Consider the following 15,254-nt stretch of genomic DNA (forward strand, 5'->3'; position numbering starts at 1 on the left):
CACGCTACGAACGTCATGACGCACTCTCGATGCGTCCGCCAAACCAGGAGCGTTCACTGGCCCATCGACCATTCGCCAGTCACTGCTGTTTCATTCTCAGGGTCCATGCCTTCGACTTGCACGCCCGCGTGGCCGCTTTCCGTGCCTGGCACCCTACCCTCGTCCCGAACCACCGGCCCCATGCGGTAAAGCGTACCGATCAGGCTGACCGACAACCCGCTGACATCAACCATCCACTGCAGAACCTGCTCGGGTGCCGGACCGCCCTGCATCGCCCGGTGCAATTCCGGCAGCGCCACCAACATCCCGGGATGGCATTGACGAAGAAAATGCTCCAGGGCCGCGCCGTTATCGACGAACGGGGCGAACAGCAGGCATACCAGTTGGGCTTCACTCAAACCGAGGTTCCTTTGTGCCTCGGCCGTCGCCAATCCGCGCTGATCGGCCATGGTCAGCAGATTGCCGAAGGTCCCCATTGCCTGCTCGCAAAAACGCTCGGGCAATTGTTTACGGCGCATCATCACCAACGCCTGCTGCAGGTATTCGCTGACACTCTCTTCGTAGGTGCGACCGTGTACAAAGCGCGCTTGCAAGCCGCGAAGGTGCGCGGATATCGACAGGCTGACATAGTCGTTATCACTGAGCTGAGCCGTCAGTTCGTCAGGTTGAAACCCGAGGAAGTCAGTGAGCAGCGGCCAGCGCTCTTCCAGATTGCTGACCAGCATGTCGTGAATGTCCATGAAGGTCGTGCGACGGCAGGCCTCAAAGCGCTCGGCAGGACGCCACGCAGCCTGAGAAAAGTCGGGATAAAACTCGCGATAGCAGTCGCTGCCCAGTTCATCGAGCCGCGCGAACAATCCCTCGTAGCCCGTTTCATGGCGGCTCGTCGGTGCAAGCCCAGCCTTGGCTGCAGCGCGGTTCAAACCCTCGATAAACTGCGCCTGCCGACGGGGGGAATCGCTGCTGATCATGACATCGACGCCGTTGTCCCAGCGGGCAATTTGTCCATAAAACTCACCCGTGGCCAGGTACCCGTCGTCCCACAACTCAAGCGGCCCGTTCCAGGCGCGACGGTGCCCGACCATCAGCAGGTTAAGCCGATTCGACTCACGGCCGGCTTCGGAGATTGGCGCCAAGTGATTGAACGGCAGGACCTCACGATTATCGACCATCAACATTTCGACCCGGGGATCGTCGTAGAGAAACAATGCACTGCTGCTGCGATGGATGTTTTCCAGTGCTGTCGAAGCCGTACCATTCAAGCGCAAAGTGGCCACTCGCAACTGAAACGTCGCCGGTGCCCGACTGGCGATACTCAGTTGCGCGGCGCGCAGCAGCGCCAGTGTGTAGCAGCTGTCACGGGACCCGGACTGGATCGCCAACACCTTGTAATCGCCGATACGCTCCATACCTCCAGCCGACACCACCAGGCGCTGAATCATCAGTTGCAATGCCGTGCGCTCCGCGCGAGAGAAAAAGCTCAGCAAGCGCTGCAGTACTTGTTGATAAACATAATTCATTGCCTGTTCATGGGTATGGGTCATCATTGTTTACCTGTTACTCATAAGTTCAACGCCACGCAAACAATTACATGCACTGCGCGACGGATTGCCTGTCATGAATGGGGTGCCGGGTTTGTTATCAAATGCTAGCACTTAAGCATTGTGTAATTATTTGAAATGGTTGCATGTCTCGGGAACCTCAATCAGGACTGGACCGCCGCAACGCCCGGCAGGACGGGTGCTTTTTGGCCCCGAGCGATTTCCTAGGAAATTTCCGACAACATCCCACAGACATGTAATACAAGAAATAAAGAAAGAAGTTGCCAATAAATGTATGGCCGCCGAGCGGCGTCGAATTATTTGTTGAGCATGTATTGCCGATGCGCGTTGAAAAGTTTCAACCTGATACCCAGCCATGACTCTTTCCTTGAGATGAAATAATCGTTCAATTATCAGGGCTTACATAATGATTAGAAGATACAGATCGAGAGCAAAAACCAGTTCAGTTGCTGAACCGCCCCACCGAAGGATCGATGGGTGTCTCATTTTGGAGGTTTTGACAGCGGAAAAGTCCGTGTTTGCACGGACCTTTCCAGAGGGGCTTATACAAAGAGGCTCGTACGAAAAGCTCAGGCAGGTTCGACCTCAAGGGCGACCCGTTCGCGGCATGGGCATTCGTCCATGTAGCGGTGCGCTTCGACAAACTGGGAAAACGGGAATACCCGAGTCTTGAGCGGCAGCAGCACATGGTCTGCTGTCAACTGGTTGATGTCGCGCAGGGCCCGTTGCAGTGCGGCCTGATCCTGGAGGATGCCCAGCTCCGGCTTGCCGGTGAAGTTGCCGATGCAGTGCACGAAGAACTGAATGTTCTTCTGGAACGCCGCACAGGCGGGAAATGGCGTCTGGTTACCACCTTGCAGGCCATAGAGCACCAGGCTGCCGCGAGGCGCGAGTACATCGCCGAGCAGTGACATCTGCGGGCCACCCAGGCCATCGAACACCACGTCGACGCCGCGGTTGTCGGTGATTTTGTTGATCCGCATCAGCAGATCTTCTTCTTCGGTGACGATGACTTTTTCGGCACCCAGCGACAGCAGGTATTCACGCTCATCCGCAGTTTTGGTCGCAGCGATCACTCGCACGCCGAGGGCTTTGCCCAGTTGCACGAACGACGGCCCGGCGCAGTGACTGGCGTCGGTCACCAGAGCGAATTGCCCGGGTTTGACGCGCGCCAGATCGGTGTAGCCAAAGTAGGCGACCAGTAGCGGCGTGTAATGCACGCTGGCTTCGACCGGACTGAGCACATCCGGGTAGCGGGTCAACGCCGTGCGCGGCAGAACGATCTGTTCGCCGTAGACCGGATAGTCGTTGGGGCTTTCGGCCGGGAAACTGGCGACCTTGTCACCGACAGCCAGGTCATCGACACCCTCGCCGAGCGCCGTGACCACGCCGGCCATTTCATGACCCAGGCCTGAAGGCAGGCGAGCATGGGAGGAAGCCAGGTTCTGGCGCCAGAGAATGTCGTACCAGCTGATGCCAATCGCCTCGACACGCACCTGCACTTCGCCCGGTGCAGGCAGAGCGGCCGCATGCTCTTCGCATTTGAGCACCTCGGCTGGACCAAACTTGTGAAAACGGATCGTGCGGGACATCGCAAACCTCGTCAAAGTAACCTCTAATGCCCTGAACTCTATCTGGGCTTTCTACCCGAGACCATCAGTGGCTATTAATAGTCGACATGCCTGTCATTGATTCCGCAGCGACGGCGACATCATCCAATGCCGTAAAAACCGAAGCAGCCTTTCAGGGAAAACTGAATTACCCTGTGCAGAGTACCAGTCTTTCCCCGTAAGATTCACGCCGGCCATTGTTCTCATATGGTCGCTCACGTCAAGTTTGCTGAATCTGCCAGGACTCCAGATGAATCGTAATGACCTGCGTCGTGTCGACCTGAACCTGTTGATCGTTTTCGAAACACTGATGCACGAGCGCAGTGTGACCCGCGCTGCGGAGAAATTGTTCCTCGGCCAGCCGGCCATCAGTGCGGCGCTCTCGCGCCTGCGCGGGCTGTTCGATGACCCGTTGTTCGTGCGCACCGGCCGCAGCATGGAACCTTCCGCCCGAGCGGTGGAAATCTTCGCCCTGCTCTCGCCGGCCCTGGACTCGATTTCCACCGCAGTCAGTCGCGCGGCGGAATTCGATCCGGCCACCAGCACCGCGGTGTTCCGCATCGGCCTGTCGGACGATGTCGAATTCGCGTTGCTGCCGATGCTGCTCAAGCGGCTGCGCGCCGAGGCACCAGGCATCGTGCTGGTGGTGCGTCGGGCCAACTACATATTGATGCCGAACCTGTTGGCCTCGGGCGAAATTTCCATTGGCGTCAGCTACACCGCCGACCTGCCGGCCAATGCCAAGCGCAAGGTATTGCGCCGCAGCATGCCGAAACTGTTGCGGGCCGACACCGTGCCGGGGCCGTTGAGCCTGGATGACTTCTGCGCCCGCCCCCACGCGCTGGTGTCGTTCGCGGGCGACCTGAGCGGCTTTATAGATGAAGAGCTGGAGAAGCTGGGGCGCAAACGGCACGTGGTGTTGGCGGTGCCGCAGTTCAACGGGCTGAGCACACTGATCAGCGGCACCGACATCGTGGCCACCGTCCCGGACTACACCGCCGAAGCGTTGACCGCCGCCGGTGGTGTTCGGGCGGAAGATCCGCCGTTGCCGGTGCGCAGCTTTGAATTGCACATGGCCTGGCGCGGGTCGCAGGATAATGATCCGGGTGAGCGGTGGTTGAGGTCGCGGATTCAGATGTTTTTTGGGGACCCAGATAGCTTATAATCGAGTTCTATAAAATTCCAAAAAACTTCTTAATAACATAGCGTTACAGGCTAAATCAGTCCACTTCCGTCTGTCTAAATCCGCTGGATTCCAGAGCTCGCGGGGGCATAATTGGGGGCAAAGTTCGGTTCCTTAAAAAGGATGCCCCCACCGATGCCCCCAGATAATGCGGTTGTTTTCAAACGAAAACTCAGCGATGCCTTGATCCGTTCGCTGACCGAACCCGGTAAACACGCCGACGGCGAAGTCCCTGGTCTCTACTTGGAGGTGAGGGCGTCGAGCAAGGTCGGAAAACCCCCTTCCAAGTTCTGGCGCTTGAAGTATCGGCTGCATGGCAAGGAAAACCGCTTTTCCATCGGCGCTTATCCCGACATCAGTCTGAAGGAGGCGCGCGACATCGCCCGCGGCGCACGCCGCGACGTGGCCAACCACACCGCCCCGCTCAAGGCCAAGACCGCCAAAATCGAGGCGCAACTCCTCAACGAGGTGCGCACCTTCGAGTACGTGGCCAAGCAATGGTTGGGATTCAAGTCTGCCGAACTGGTGACCAAATCCATCTCGGGGTTTAACGGAGCGCTGAACAACCACATCTTGCCTGCGATTGGTAAAAAACCGGTCAGCGAGATCAAGCTGGAGCACATCACCACGATCATTACCGAGTTGCGCCGCCAGCGCACCATGGCCATGGCCCGGCGCGTGCGTACCATCATCCGTGCCGTCCTGGGCTTTGCCGAGGGGCGCGGCTGGGTGGAACGCAATGTGGCGCTTAGCAACATTGAGGAGTTGAAGATCCGCCATGTCGTGACCAGCAACCCAGCGATCGAAAGGCCAGCGGACCTGGGCAGGTTTTTGCTGCGACTGGATGACTGCAACAACGGCAGCGTTGCCGCCGCAATGCGCCTGCTGGTCCTGTTGCCAGTCCGCCCCGGCGAATTGGTGCAGATGCGCTGGGAAGACGTCGACTTGGTGGGCGCCGATTGGCGTTATGTGGTGAGCAAGACCAAGCATCTGGACAAGAGTAAACACATCGTGCCGCTGCCCGAGCAAGCCCTGGTCCTGTTGCGCGAGCTACTTAAAACCCGCGTGGTGGATGCAGAAGGCAAGGGCTGGGTGTTCGTCTCGCCGGTCTATCCGGGCCGCCCCATCAATCCAACCTCCATGCTCAAGTCATTTCAGCGTATCTGGCCGGAGTACGACATCACAGCTCACGGCTTTCGCGCCACCTACCGGACCATTGCCCATGAGCACTTAGATATTGATCCAATAGTGCTCGAACTGTCGTTATCCCACCGGATGCCAGGTGCTCTGGGGGCTGTGTATGCCCGCGCGCAATTACTAGTGCAACGCCGGGAGGCGGCGCAACAATGGGCGAACTACTTAGACCAGTTGCGGCAAAACGCTGCGCGCGTGACCTCAGATTGACGATACGGCGAAAAAAATTAGGAGATTGGAGTGGAAACGAGACTCGCATCTGGCGTCCGACCCATTGAAATTTAAGCGGTTCCTTTTATTCCTGAAGCAGGAATAAACTTGATTCTGGACTTGTTTTTTTTGGTGTATCAAGAGGAAGAAAAGGAATCACTCCAAAGGCACGCTACCGGGTTCTGACCATAGCCACTCGGAGGAGTGATATCAAGCAGCCAGCATCAAATCTTGCGTAAGCCACATCGCCAGCAGCGGCAAGGCGCAGATTTGCGCTGGCAATCAGGACGGCACCGCACAAAATCGGTGAAATCGAATTCACCGAGGGAGAAACACCATGAGTCCATCGATTGTTCGCTCCGCCCTACTTGTGCCGGCTACTCGCCCGGAGCTCATCCCCAAAGCCATCACCACCGGCGTGGACCGGGTCATTGTCGACCTGGAAGATGCCGTGCAGGAAAGGGCCAGGTGCGTCTCGAGGCCAAAGTGGAGCAACAGCGAATCGCCGTGTCGGTCTGCGATACCGACAACGGCATTTCGGCAGATCACTTGGGTCAACTGTTCAAGCCATTTGAGCGACTGGGCGCCGTTCCGAACGTCGAAGGCAGCAGCCTTGGCCTCGCGCTGAGTAAAAGTCTGCTGAAAATGATGAAGGGCAACCTGACGGTGCAAAGCCAATCCGGCCTCGGCTCCAGATTCACACTGGAACTGCCGTTCGTGCGCTTGCAGGAATATCCCAGTCTCGCCGCAGCAGCAATCGACAACCGGTCGCAGGTCCCTGCCCTCGCTGCACCTGACATTCAGGCCAACATATTGTGCATCGAAGACAACCTCTCCAGCCTGGCGCTGATCGAAACCTTGCTGCAATGTCGGCCGAGGATAAAGCTGATCTCGAGCATGCAAGGGCAGCTGGGGCTGGACCTCGCCGCACAGCACGCGCCACAGCTGATCCTGCTGGATCTGTCACTACCGGACATCGACGGGCTGAACGTTCTGCAGCGCTTGCGCCGATCTGCGATCACTCAAAATACACCGGTGCTGATGATTACCGCCGACGCCAGCGATCTTACCCGCCTGGCGTTGCAAGAAGCCGGTGCGACGGCCTTAACTAAGCCAGTCAACGTGCCCGCGTTTCTCGCCCACCTCGACGAATACTTTCCGGAGCCCGAGCATCGACCTGCGCATTTTGATCATCGACGATCAACGCCCGAATCTGGACCTGGTGGACCAGTTACTTGCACGCGAACGTTTGATCAACGTCTTGAGCAGCACGCAGCCCCTACGCACTCTGGATCTATTCAACAGCATCGAGCCGGATCTGGTCATTCGGGATTTGCACATGCCGGAGTTCGACGGGTTTGCGGTACTGGAACAACTCAACCGGCGCATCCCCAGCGGTGAATTCCTACCGATCCTCGTGCTCACCGCCGACGTCACCCGGGATACGCGTCTGCGCGCCCTGGCGCTGGGAGCCAAGGACTTCATCAGCAAACCCCTTAATGCGCTGGAAACCATGTTGCGGGTGTGGAACCTGCTGGAAACCCGCGCGTTTTACAAGACCTTGCGTACGCTGGTGCCGGCAGATCAGATCAATCTCCTGCAAAGATGATATGGCGGATAACCTTGCTAATCAAAAAGGAAGCTCATCATGACTGCCCCTCCTCCAGGTTTGTGAAAGTGGCTCTCTTGATTTTAGATACTTGTTGTTCCAAGGCTGAAAATTCACGCGTCAGCGTCTATGGTAGATGGTTGCAGCTGCGGCCAGCCTCTAATAACAAGATCGCCGTGATAGCCCTTCGCGGGCTTCACGCCTGACGGGAGCATTTCATGACCCTGCATAGCACGCAGACTACCCCCAGCGAACTCGCGGCGTTCATCAACGACCATTTTTCCGGGCGCGGCGTCAGGCCGGACGGGGTCATTGCGCAGTCCTGGTACCGCAGCATCGTGAAGCACCGTCTCGATCCTGGTGCGGCGAGCCGCAAGAACATCCTCAGCGTCGAGGACATCCGTCGTCATCAGGAACGGCATCAGCAATACTTGTCCATCGCCAGCCAGGGTGTCAGCGGTCTGGCCCGACGGTGGTGCCGGCCGGCTTTGCCGTACTGTTGAGCGACGAACACGGCATCACCCTGGATTCCCGGCTACCCAGCCAGCACGATGCCTACACCCAATCGGGGCTGGTAGTGGGCGCGCGCTGGGAGAAGAAATCGGCAATGCAACTACGAATTTTGAGAAATGCCCATGCTGCCTGAAGTCCATGAGTTTTTAGGGTGCCGGACCCCCGATGCGTGGGTAGAAGCCGCTCTGAGCCAGCAAGACGTGATGCTGATTGATCACAAGAATTGTGAGTTCAAGGCTGCTAGCACTGCTCTGAGCATGATTGCCAAGTATGGTGCTCACTCTGATCTCGTGATCATGATGTCTCGGCTGGCCCGTGAAGAGCTTGTGCATCACGAACAGGTTTTGCGGTTAATGAAGAAGCGTAAAATCGAATGGCGACCGCTGTCGGCTAGTCGGTATGCCTCTGGGCTAAGAGCTGTCGTACGAAGCCATGAGCCAGTGAAGCTCGTTGATACGTTAGTGGTGGGAGCCATTATCGAGGCTCGTAGTTGTGAGCGCTTCGAAGCGCTGGTGCCGCATTTGGACGATGAGTTGGGGCGATTCTACTTCGGCTTGCTGAAAAGCGAAGCACGGCACTTCCAAGGCTATCTAAAGCTTGCGTATCAGTACGGGGATGCAGCCGATGTGGATCGTGTAATCGAGAAGGTTAGGACCGTTGAGGCTGGTTTGATTGACAGCCAGGATAGTGAATTCAGATTTCATAGCGGTATCCCGACGCTGACGTGACGTTTGTTTTGAACCGTTATCAGTCCGCCGTACATACAAAAGCCCCGTAGATCAAGTTCTGCGGGGCTTTTTCGGTCTTGCATTGCACGTAAGGTGTATCGGCAAAAACTTCAGAGTCTGGGAAATTGTGGGTTCCGAATTTTAAAATCGGACCATGCCCATGAAAAGGGGACCCATAAGCCCCTTTAGGCCTTTCTGACAGCGTGTAGTCGGGTGCCCCTCTTGTCCCAAGATCATCTCCATTACGAATGTCCTCGGGAGCATACGGGTCGTTTCAGTGGCGACCGGACTCGCTCGTCCAAAAAATAACTTCACACTTAAACTCCAAATGCTATCGTCATTTCTAGAAACTGACTGCTACAATCTCATCTTAAAGTTAGTCGATAACACAATAGTCGAAGATAATACATGGAGTAGTTGAAGTATGACGAATGATCAGCCTGACTCGTTAGTAAATACGATTTTATTACAGCCAGATAACCACAATAAAAAATACGAGTCGCTTTTCGTTGAGATTGATACCGGTCAAATAAAACTGCCAATGTTTCAGCGGGAGTTCGTCTGGGAGAAGGAGCAATCGGCAAGGCTCATAGATTCGATTTTAAAAGGTTTTCCAATTGGTACGTTCATTTTCTGGAAGACAAAAGAGGATCTCAGAAGCTATAAAGAAGTAGGCAATCACAAATTGCCCGAAACGCCGAAGGGAGATTATGTGCAGTATATTCTTGATGGTCAACAGCGGATAACTTCGCTGTATGCTATCCGAAAAGGCATTAGAATAAGTAAGGATGGGAAAGAGATAAATTATCAAGATATATATATTGATCTTAGCGGTGCACTGGATGGCGATGATTCAATTGTAAAAACTGAAAAGGGTTTGGCCGAAGATGAAGCCTTTATCTCGGTTCATAGGTTACTTACGTGTAAGTTTACAGATATAATGAGAGAGTTTTCTGCGCCTCAGCTTGAGCGGATAGAATACTATAAAAATCGGCTCGTCAATTATGACTTCTCAACTATAACTATCAAGGACTATCCGATCGAAGTTGCTTGTGAAATTTTCTCCAGAATTAACACCGGAGGAAAAGCGCTGACAGTATTCGAGGTGATGGTAGCAAAAACCTACGATGAGGCTAAAGAATTCGATTTGGCCGAGCGCTATGAAATTTTACGTGATGGATCAGAAGATGAGAAAAGCTGCCTTAGAGCTGCAAAATTTGAGACGCTGCCGGAGTCATTGATTATGCAGTGCGTCGCTGCTATCAGTAAAAGAGCAGTGCGAGGCCGCGACATATTGAGCATAAAAAGAGACGACTTTATTTTGAGCTGGAAGCCGATGACGTCATCGCTTTTCACTGCAATAGACTTTATTCGGTCTGAGTTAAGAGTGCCAGTATCTCAGTTGCTTCCTTATCCTGCACTTCTTATTCCGTTAACTTATTATTTCCATCGCACTAAAAATAAAAAACCGAACATTTTACAGTCTCGATTACTCGAACAGTTTTTCTACTGGGTTGGGCTAACTGAACGATATGGTTCTTCGTCTGACTCGAAGATAAGCGAGGACTTTAATAAAATTGATGCAATCATTTCCGAAAATATGCCTGATTATCCAAAAACAGACATGCTTATATCCAAGGAAGATATTGCGTCAACTTATTTCTCATCTGGGAATTCATATTGTAAGTCAATACTGTGTATGTTGGCTTTTAATCAGCCCAAGTCTTTCGATACAAATGGAGTTGTTATACTAGACAATAGTAATTTAAAAATTGCATCGAGTCGAAATTACCATCACTTCTTTCCAACTAAATATCTTGTCGATAATGCTCCGGGAGTCGAGCCGAATCTAATTGCCAACATCACACTAATCGATGGTTATTCTAATAAGCACAAAATAAGCAAGAAGCCTCCGAGCGTGTACATAAGTGGGTTCTCCGATGATAATGAATTGCTAGGTCAGACATTAGGAAGTCACTTAATATTTGATAGGGAGGAATATGGCGTTGATGCTGACAATTATGAATTGTTTATAGATAAGCGCTCGGAGGCTATCGCGAACGCTCTAAATGTCAAACTTCTTTCAGTAGATATTGAGCGAGGCTCAGTAATCCGAGCATTGCCGACATATGTCAACTCCTAGGGATACGCTGACGCCTGCCTTTAGCTTAATCGTTAAGCGCCTTCTGTAACTTTGCCAACAGAGAGGAATGATATGAAAATAAACAAAATTGACATAGCGCGTCGCCAACTTGACGTAGCCGTAGACATTTTTCTCTCTGATGGAGATTTAATTTCAGTAATCACTCTAGCTGGCGCAGCGGAAGAAATATTTGGAACAATCGTCTCAGTGGGAGGCAAAGAAAACGCCGTAAAATTTTTAGTCCGAAGCCATAAATCATTAGGAAGTAAGCTTGTCGAAAAAGAGATAAGAAATCATGCCAACTTGGTCAGAAATGCTTTGAAACATGCGGACCGTGACAGTGACGAAAATATCGAATTCGACGAGCGACAAGAAGCTATTGCCATGCTAAGCAGAGCGCTAACAAATTTTTCAAAAATTGATATGAACGGGGCTTTTCCACTAATGGAAAAAGTTTATGAGCAGATGCATCAAATTAGAAATGCTTAAGCGGTTCAGGCTGAAGCCTGTCCCTTTGGCTTAATCGTTATGCGCAAGGAATCATTCGTGAGCAGAGAGAAGTCACTTATATGGGCAGAAAGAGCATGCTCAGACCTAGCAAAAAAATTAGCTCTTTCATTTTCCACTAGGCAAAAATCGAGAGGTATCATAAATTCTTTCTGGTTCGAGATTTCACGGAATGCTCTGGATTTAGCAGTCCTTGAGTGGTGTCATTTATTCGGGCAACGAAAAGATGCGTTACATTGGAGCAAGGTGTTATCTGGAACAGAGAACTTCAAGGCGCACATGCTTTCTGCCATAGAAATTTCAGAGGAGAAATGGGAAGAATATTGGAGCCAGATTAAGGTATACAGAGATAAAGATCTGGCGCATATAGAGGCCAGAAATATTTCAATGATCCCCTCAATGGAGATCGCTATAAATTCAACAGCTTTCTATTATTCAAAAATCCAATACGCGCTTGCTGAGTTAGGCCGAGCGCCGCAGAGGCAGATGAGTTTTTTTGATATTCTTGATGTCTATACAAAACAATTCGAGCAGCAAGCCGAAATAGCTTTAATAGCTACTGGAACTTTGCGAAATGCATAACAAGTCGCTCAATTCGCTCGCTGGATGCGCAAAAGTTTCGATTTTACTCGCTGGCTAGCTTGTTGCAGGAAGATAGGTACACCAAAGTCTCTTGTCATTGACGTTTCTGCCAGGTTGCCAATAGACCTCTCCATCCAGTTCGTTAGGCACTTTGTAGGCGATTTTTGTTTTGAGTTTTATAAGGGGGTTAAGCGATTGAAGGCCGATACCGTAGCTTTCGTGTGTGATGCGCTCGGTGGTGTCATACTTGTACTCTTGCCCATCCTTGGTAATGATTAGACTACCTTCCAGCGGTAAGCGACCTTCCTTATCGTTGTTTTTAAATGTAGCATTGACCACTAGGTAGCGAAAGTCAGGATCTTCCTTCCTATCAGCAAATTTGTTGCCGGTGATGATGGCTCTGCTCACAGTGCAGTCATTGACTGTTACGTCGAAGAAGCCAACTTGACCATGCATGCTGGCTTGTCTATCGTTTAGGTATTTCAGGTAATTTGTGGCATATGTATTTTGGGCATTGGTAGTAGTGTCGCCAATGCTCCTGACACGACAGTAAGAAACTTCCAATGAATCCTTAGTCCATTTGTGATTCAGGATCTGCGACTTGTAGGCCGCGTCCGTCATGTCACTGTCATGGCGAATAAGGCTCGCAATTCCATGTTGCCTGGCCATTTCCCTAATTGTCAGGACGTCGACATTGAAGTCCTTTCCTTTCGCTTTGGTATAATAGTCTCCCAAGACGGAATCATTACCTGTCGCAAACCTCAAAATCTCTAAGGTCATCAAGTTTTTTTGAATGGAGAAGAGGAACTCAGAATCCTCCTCGCTCAAGCCTGCTCCAGAAAGCTCGACACTTACACAGTCAGGCAAGTACTTCTTTTCGGCTTTTTCATTTGCTGCACTGACTATAGTCGGAATGACCATGGTGATTGATAACGCTAGGTACAGCTTGAGGTTGGACATTCAATTTCCCTTTGATAAGAATAACCTGAACAAAAATAGCCCCTAGTTCTAGGATCGCAGGCGTCCAATTACACAAAAAAGGATGGGCCGAGAGGCGTGCTTTTGAAGCGTTGAAAGCCAGGGTCATGAGGCCACGCTAGCCCAGTCAGTGGCTAGTAGAATACTCGTTTTTCAGCACCGTAGGCTCGGCGTTTATCAGTGTAAGTGCTTTTTGCATCAGCACGATGCCATTAAAGACAACCTAAGCGCCCCGCTTGATCCGGTAAACCGTTGCAACCCCTACATCAGCAAGCTTGGCTATGTCGTCTGCTGACATTGAGGGATGTTTGTTAATTAACGACTGTACCTTTGCCCATTTTTCGACATTCTTGCCCTTGCCCTTTGGTGCCCAGCTTGGGTCTGCAATGCGTTTGTTTGCCAAACCCTGTTTGATACGCTCCACCCGTTTTTCTTGGTCCAACCGAGCCATTGTCGCCATGAGGTCCAACAGCATGCTGTTGATCACTTCCATTATTTGTCCTGTGATTCCTTTGTCTTCAACCATCATGTGACTTGTTGGCAGGTCAGCAATGACAAGTCGTAGCCCCTTCGCCTTGATTGTTGCTTTCAGCGTTTCCCAATCTGGTTGTGATAAACGGCTCAGACGGTCAACGCTTTCACATACGATGCATTCACCAGACTGAGCCGCATTCAACAGACGAATCAGTTCAGGACGGTGCAATTTTGTACCACTGATATTTTCCGCATAGATGTTGGCAACAATAAGGCCTTTGTCTTTTGCGAATGATTCCAGGCTCGTTTTCGCACGGAGTGCATCTTGATCTCTGGTGCTGGCACGAAGGTAAAGATGAGCTTTCATCCGATTATTATCCTTTATAGTTTATTTCGATAGATCTATGATAAACCAATCATATGGCTATCTACAAATGTCTTTTGATAGAACGTACGCGCATCCTATCGGGCTACCAATAAAGTAGAGTCAATTGATAGTCCAAACGCCCATGCGATGGAAAACGGTGAGGAAATGGTTCGAGAGTCGATATTCCATTTTGGCTCTTTGGCTCTTTGGCACGTGGGCAGTCAACCTCAGTGCATCAAAGATTGGCTGCATCCATCAATAATGTCACAAAGCTAAATCTTGAGGCGTGGCGTAACGAGTTTGTTCTTTGGGAGTGTAAATTTTTAAATTAGTAAATTTTTTTTGGAAAAATTTTAAAGGCTCGATTTTTTTTGATGTGAATTGTCCCTCCCGTTGGGTCCCATACCCCTTTAACCTCTCTGTGGTAAGGGAGTAGTACCCTGCCGGCCTTTGTAGGTGGTTTTGTTTTCGATAGCTTTTAAAATATACCGCCCAGTTGGTAGGATGGTGAAGGCTGGATATTATTCGTAACGGTGCAGTATAAGTTTAGTAAGAATAGTTGGCTTGAGAAATAATCGTGCAATTAAATGTTCTGTCTGCTCTATGTGGCTTAATGCCCAATGAATGCCTAGGTTACATGTTGGTTATTGGCGTTTTTAGGTCGTAAATAGGGCGTCGTTCCGTTTGATATTATTTGAATAATTAGTCGTAAATGATTCTTTAATATTCTTTTTATCTTTTTTCACTGGGTGTTGGTGCTGCGGGTTTTTCAGTCTATTGGATGATTATTCAATAGGGCGGAAGGAAACTTGTCGAAAGGTCAAATTTAAGTTTGCTGTTGATTTTTCTGGTAGTGGTTTAAGTTAAAGCTTTCTGGTGCTTCTGTAGCCCTCCAGTACGTCGCGTGGAAGGTTGTAATGAAGTTTTCGAGACCCAAAGGGTTATGCTGCGAACAGGCTTAAATCGAACGCTACGGGGTTTGCCGAGTGGTACTTTGTATGCAACATACGTAAGTCAGGTTTGCCATTGCGACGCCAATCTTTCAACATTGATGTAAGCAGGCGGCTTCCACTCCAAAGCTGATGTCTATCGGGCTTTGACTTGGTTTTGGCAAGATACGTCATCCACTCGAAGTAACTGTCGAGGTCTTCCGTTGAAGTCAGGCTGTGACCGTAGCTATCATGTTTTGGGCAAATAATTGAATAGTCATTCAGTTTTCCATTTTTTTGAGTTTTGCGTGTAAATATTGAAGGCTGGATTTTCTATCCAGCTTGTCATTTAAAATGATGGCGTGGTGATGATGAACGCCTGTGTCGTCATTTTCGATAATCGTCATTCTTTGCGGAGAGTATTTCGATTTGCTCTTATAGAAATTGTTGATGTGGGCGCTATATTCTGAGCTAGTCATTTGATCGGTGAAGCGTGTTCTCACATGATAGCCGCGCGGGTACTTTAAAGTTTCCGTCACTCCGTATATTAGGACGAACAGCGCTTCCAGGATGTTTTCAAGTGTTGGGCGTGTTAGATTGCAATTGATTGATGTACCCATGTATTGGTCTTGGGTGTAATGTGCTTTAGATAAATTCTTCATGTT

Annotated in this window: 13 protein-coding genes and 2 pseudogenes; 10 read left to right on the top strand and 5 right to left on the bottom strand. The window is 51.0% G+C overall.

Going from position 1 to position 15,254, the window contains the following annotated elements; genetic code table 11:
• Positions 1-53: 53 nt before the first annotated feature.
• A complete protein-coding gene (locus tag JUI81_RS02055) occupies positions 54-1,544 on the bottom strand; it encodes a hypothetical protein (RefSeq protein ID WP_019579025.1) in 1,491 nt (496 codons plus the stop codon).
• A 587-nt stretch (positions 1,545-2,131) separates the two neighbouring features.
• Positions 2,132-3,154 carry a zinc-dependent alcohol dehydrogenase family protein gene (locus tag JUI81_RS02060; RefSeq protein WP_019579026.1) on the bottom strand — a complete coding sequence of 341 codons (1,023 nt, stop codon included), beginning with the start codon at positions 3,152-3,154 and terminating at the stop codon, positions 2,132-2,134.
• Between the two features lie 268 nt (positions 3,155-3,422).
• Here JUI81_RS02060 and JUI81_RS02065 point away from each other — a divergent pair, with 268 nt between their 5' ends.
• The 10 genes and pseudogenes from JUI81_RS02065 (at position 3,423) to JUI81_RS02105 (ending at position 11,841) form a co-directional block, all read left to right on the top strand.
• Entirely contained in the window at positions 3,423-4,337 is a 915-nt protein-coding gene (locus tag JUI81_RS02065) for a LysR family transcriptional regulator (protein ID WP_239077644.1), read from the top strand.
• Positions 4,338-4,490: 153 nt separating this feature from the next.
• Positions 4,491-5,759 (top strand): site-specific integrase, encoded by a 1,269-nt coding sequence (locus JUI81_RS02070; protein WP_204123562.1) that lies wholly within the window; start codon positions 4,491-4,493, stop codon positions 5,757-5,759.
• 337 nt (positions 5,760-6,096) lie between these two features.
• Positions 6,097-6,220 (top strand): annotated as a pseudogene (locus JUI81_RS31725) (CoA ester lyase); the annotation flags it as partial.
• Positions 6,219-6,926 (top strand): annotated as a pseudogene (locus JUI81_RS02075) (response regulator); the annotation flags it as partial. The pseudogenes JUI81_RS31725 and JUI81_RS02075, both read left to right, overlap by 2 nt.
• Positions 6,927-6,930: 4 nt before the next feature.
• Complete coding sequence (locus tag JUI81_RS02080; RefSeq protein WP_204123838.1) at positions 6,931-7,368, top strand: response regulator; 438 nt, start codon at positions 6,931-6,933, stop codon at positions 7,366-7,368.
• A 218-nt stretch (positions 7,369-7,586) separates the two neighbouring features.
• A complete protein-coding gene (locus tag JUI81_RS02085; protein ID WP_239077645.1) occupies positions 7,587-7,871 on the top strand; it encodes a hypothetical protein in 285 nt (94 codons plus the stop codon).
• Between the two features lie 132 nt (positions 7,872-8,003).
• A complete protein-coding gene (locus JUI81_RS02090) occupies positions 8,004-8,609 on the top strand; it encodes a tRNA-(ms[2]io[6]A)-hydroxylase (protein ID WP_204123563.1) in 606 nt (201 codons plus the stop codon).
• Between the two features lie 424 nt (positions 8,610-9,033).
• The gene (locus JUI81_RS02095; protein ID WP_239077646.1) at positions 9,034-10,752 is read left to right on the top strand and encodes a DUF262 domain-containing protein; all 1,719 of its coding nucleotides are present in this window, start codon (positions 9,034-9,036) and stop codon (positions 10,750-10,752) included.
• Positions 10,753-10,824: 72 nt separating this feature from the next.
• The gene (locus tag JUI81_RS02100) at positions 10,825-11,241 is read left to right on the top strand and encodes a hypothetical protein (protein WP_204123564.1); all 417 of its coding nucleotides are present in this window, start codon (positions 10,825-10,827) and stop codon (positions 11,239-11,241) included.
• Positions 11,242-11,298: 57 nt separating this feature from the next.
• Entirely contained in the window at positions 11,299-11,841 is a 543-nt protein-coding gene (locus tag JUI81_RS02105) for a hypothetical protein (protein ID WP_204123565.1), read from the top strand.
• Between the two features lie 54 nt (positions 11,842-11,895).
• On the opposite strand, the gene JUI81_RS02110 is transcribed toward JUI81_RS02105, so the two are convergent.
• The 3 genes from JUI81_RS02110 to JUI81_RS02120 form a co-directional block, all read right to left on the bottom strand.
• The gene (locus tag JUI81_RS02110; protein WP_204123566.1) at positions 11,896-12,801 is read right to left on the bottom strand and encodes a hypothetical protein; all 906 of its coding nucleotides are present in this window, start codon (positions 12,799-12,801) and stop codon (positions 11,896-11,898) included.
• A 241-nt stretch (positions 12,802-13,042) separates the two neighbouring features.
• Positions 13,043-13,660 (bottom strand): recombinase family protein, encoded by a 618-nt coding sequence (locus tag JUI81_RS02115; protein WP_204123567.1) that lies wholly within the window; start codon positions 13,658-13,660, stop codon positions 13,043-13,045.
• A 1,210-nt stretch (positions 13,661-14,870) separates the two neighbouring features.
• On the bottom strand, positions 14,871-15,209 hold the full coding sequence (locus tag JUI81_RS02120) for a hypothetical protein (protein ID WP_204123568.1): 339 nt from the start codon (positions 15,207-15,209) through the stop codon (positions 14,871-14,873).
• Positions 15,210-15,254 lie beyond the last annotated feature (45 nt).

Origin of the sequence: Pseudomonas sp. 008 (genome assembly GCF_016861935.1) — a bacterium.
Taxonomy (GTDB): Bacteria; Pseudomonadota; Gammaproteobacteria; order Pseudomonadales; family Pseudomonadaceae; genus Aquipseudomonas.

Excerpts from the sequence above, each read along its gene's own strand:
- JUI81_RS02055 (WP_019579025.1), bottom strand. The coding sequence starts at position 1,544 with ATGACCCATACCCATGAACAGGCAATGAATTATGTTTATCAACAAGTA.
- JUI81_RS02060 (WP_019579026.1), bottom strand. The coding sequence starts at position 3,154 with ATGTCCCGCACGATCCGTTTTCACAAGTTTGGTCCAGCCGAGGTGCTC.
- JUI81_RS02065 (WP_239077644.1), top strand. The coding sequence starts at position 3,423 with ATGAATCGTAATGACCTGCGTCGTGTCGACCTGAACCTGTTGATCGTT.
- JUI81_RS02070 (WP_204123562.1), top strand. The coding sequence starts at position 4,491 with ATGCCCCCAGATAATGCGGTTGTTTTCAAACGAAAACTCAGCGATGCC.
- JUI81_RS02085 (WP_239077645.1), top strand. The coding sequence starts at position 7,587 with ATGACCCTGCATAGCACGCAGACTACCCCCAGCGAACTCGCGGCGTTC.
- JUI81_RS02090 (WP_204123563.1), top strand. The coding sequence starts at position 8,004 with ATGCTGCCTGAAGTCCATGAGTTTTTAGGGTGCCGGACCCCCGATGCG.
- JUI81_RS02095 (WP_239077646.1), top strand. The coding sequence starts at position 9,034 with ATGACGAATGATCAGCCTGACTCGTTAGTAAATACGATTTTATTACAG.
- JUI81_RS02100 (WP_204123564.1), top strand. The coding sequence starts at position 10,825 with ATGAAAATAAACAAAATTGACATAGCGCGTCGCCAACTTGACGTAGCC.
- JUI81_RS02110 (WP_204123566.1), bottom strand. The coding sequence starts at position 12,801 with ATGTCCAACCTCAAGCTGTACCTAGCGTTATCAATCACCATGGTCATT.
- JUI81_RS02115 (WP_204123567.1), bottom strand. The coding sequence starts at position 13,660 with ATGAAAGCTCATCTTTACCTTCGTGCCAGCACCAGAGATCAAGATGCA.
- JUI81_RS02120 (WP_204123568.1), bottom strand. The coding sequence starts at position 15,209 with ATGGGTACATCAATCAATTGCAATCTAACACGCCCAACACTTGAAAAC.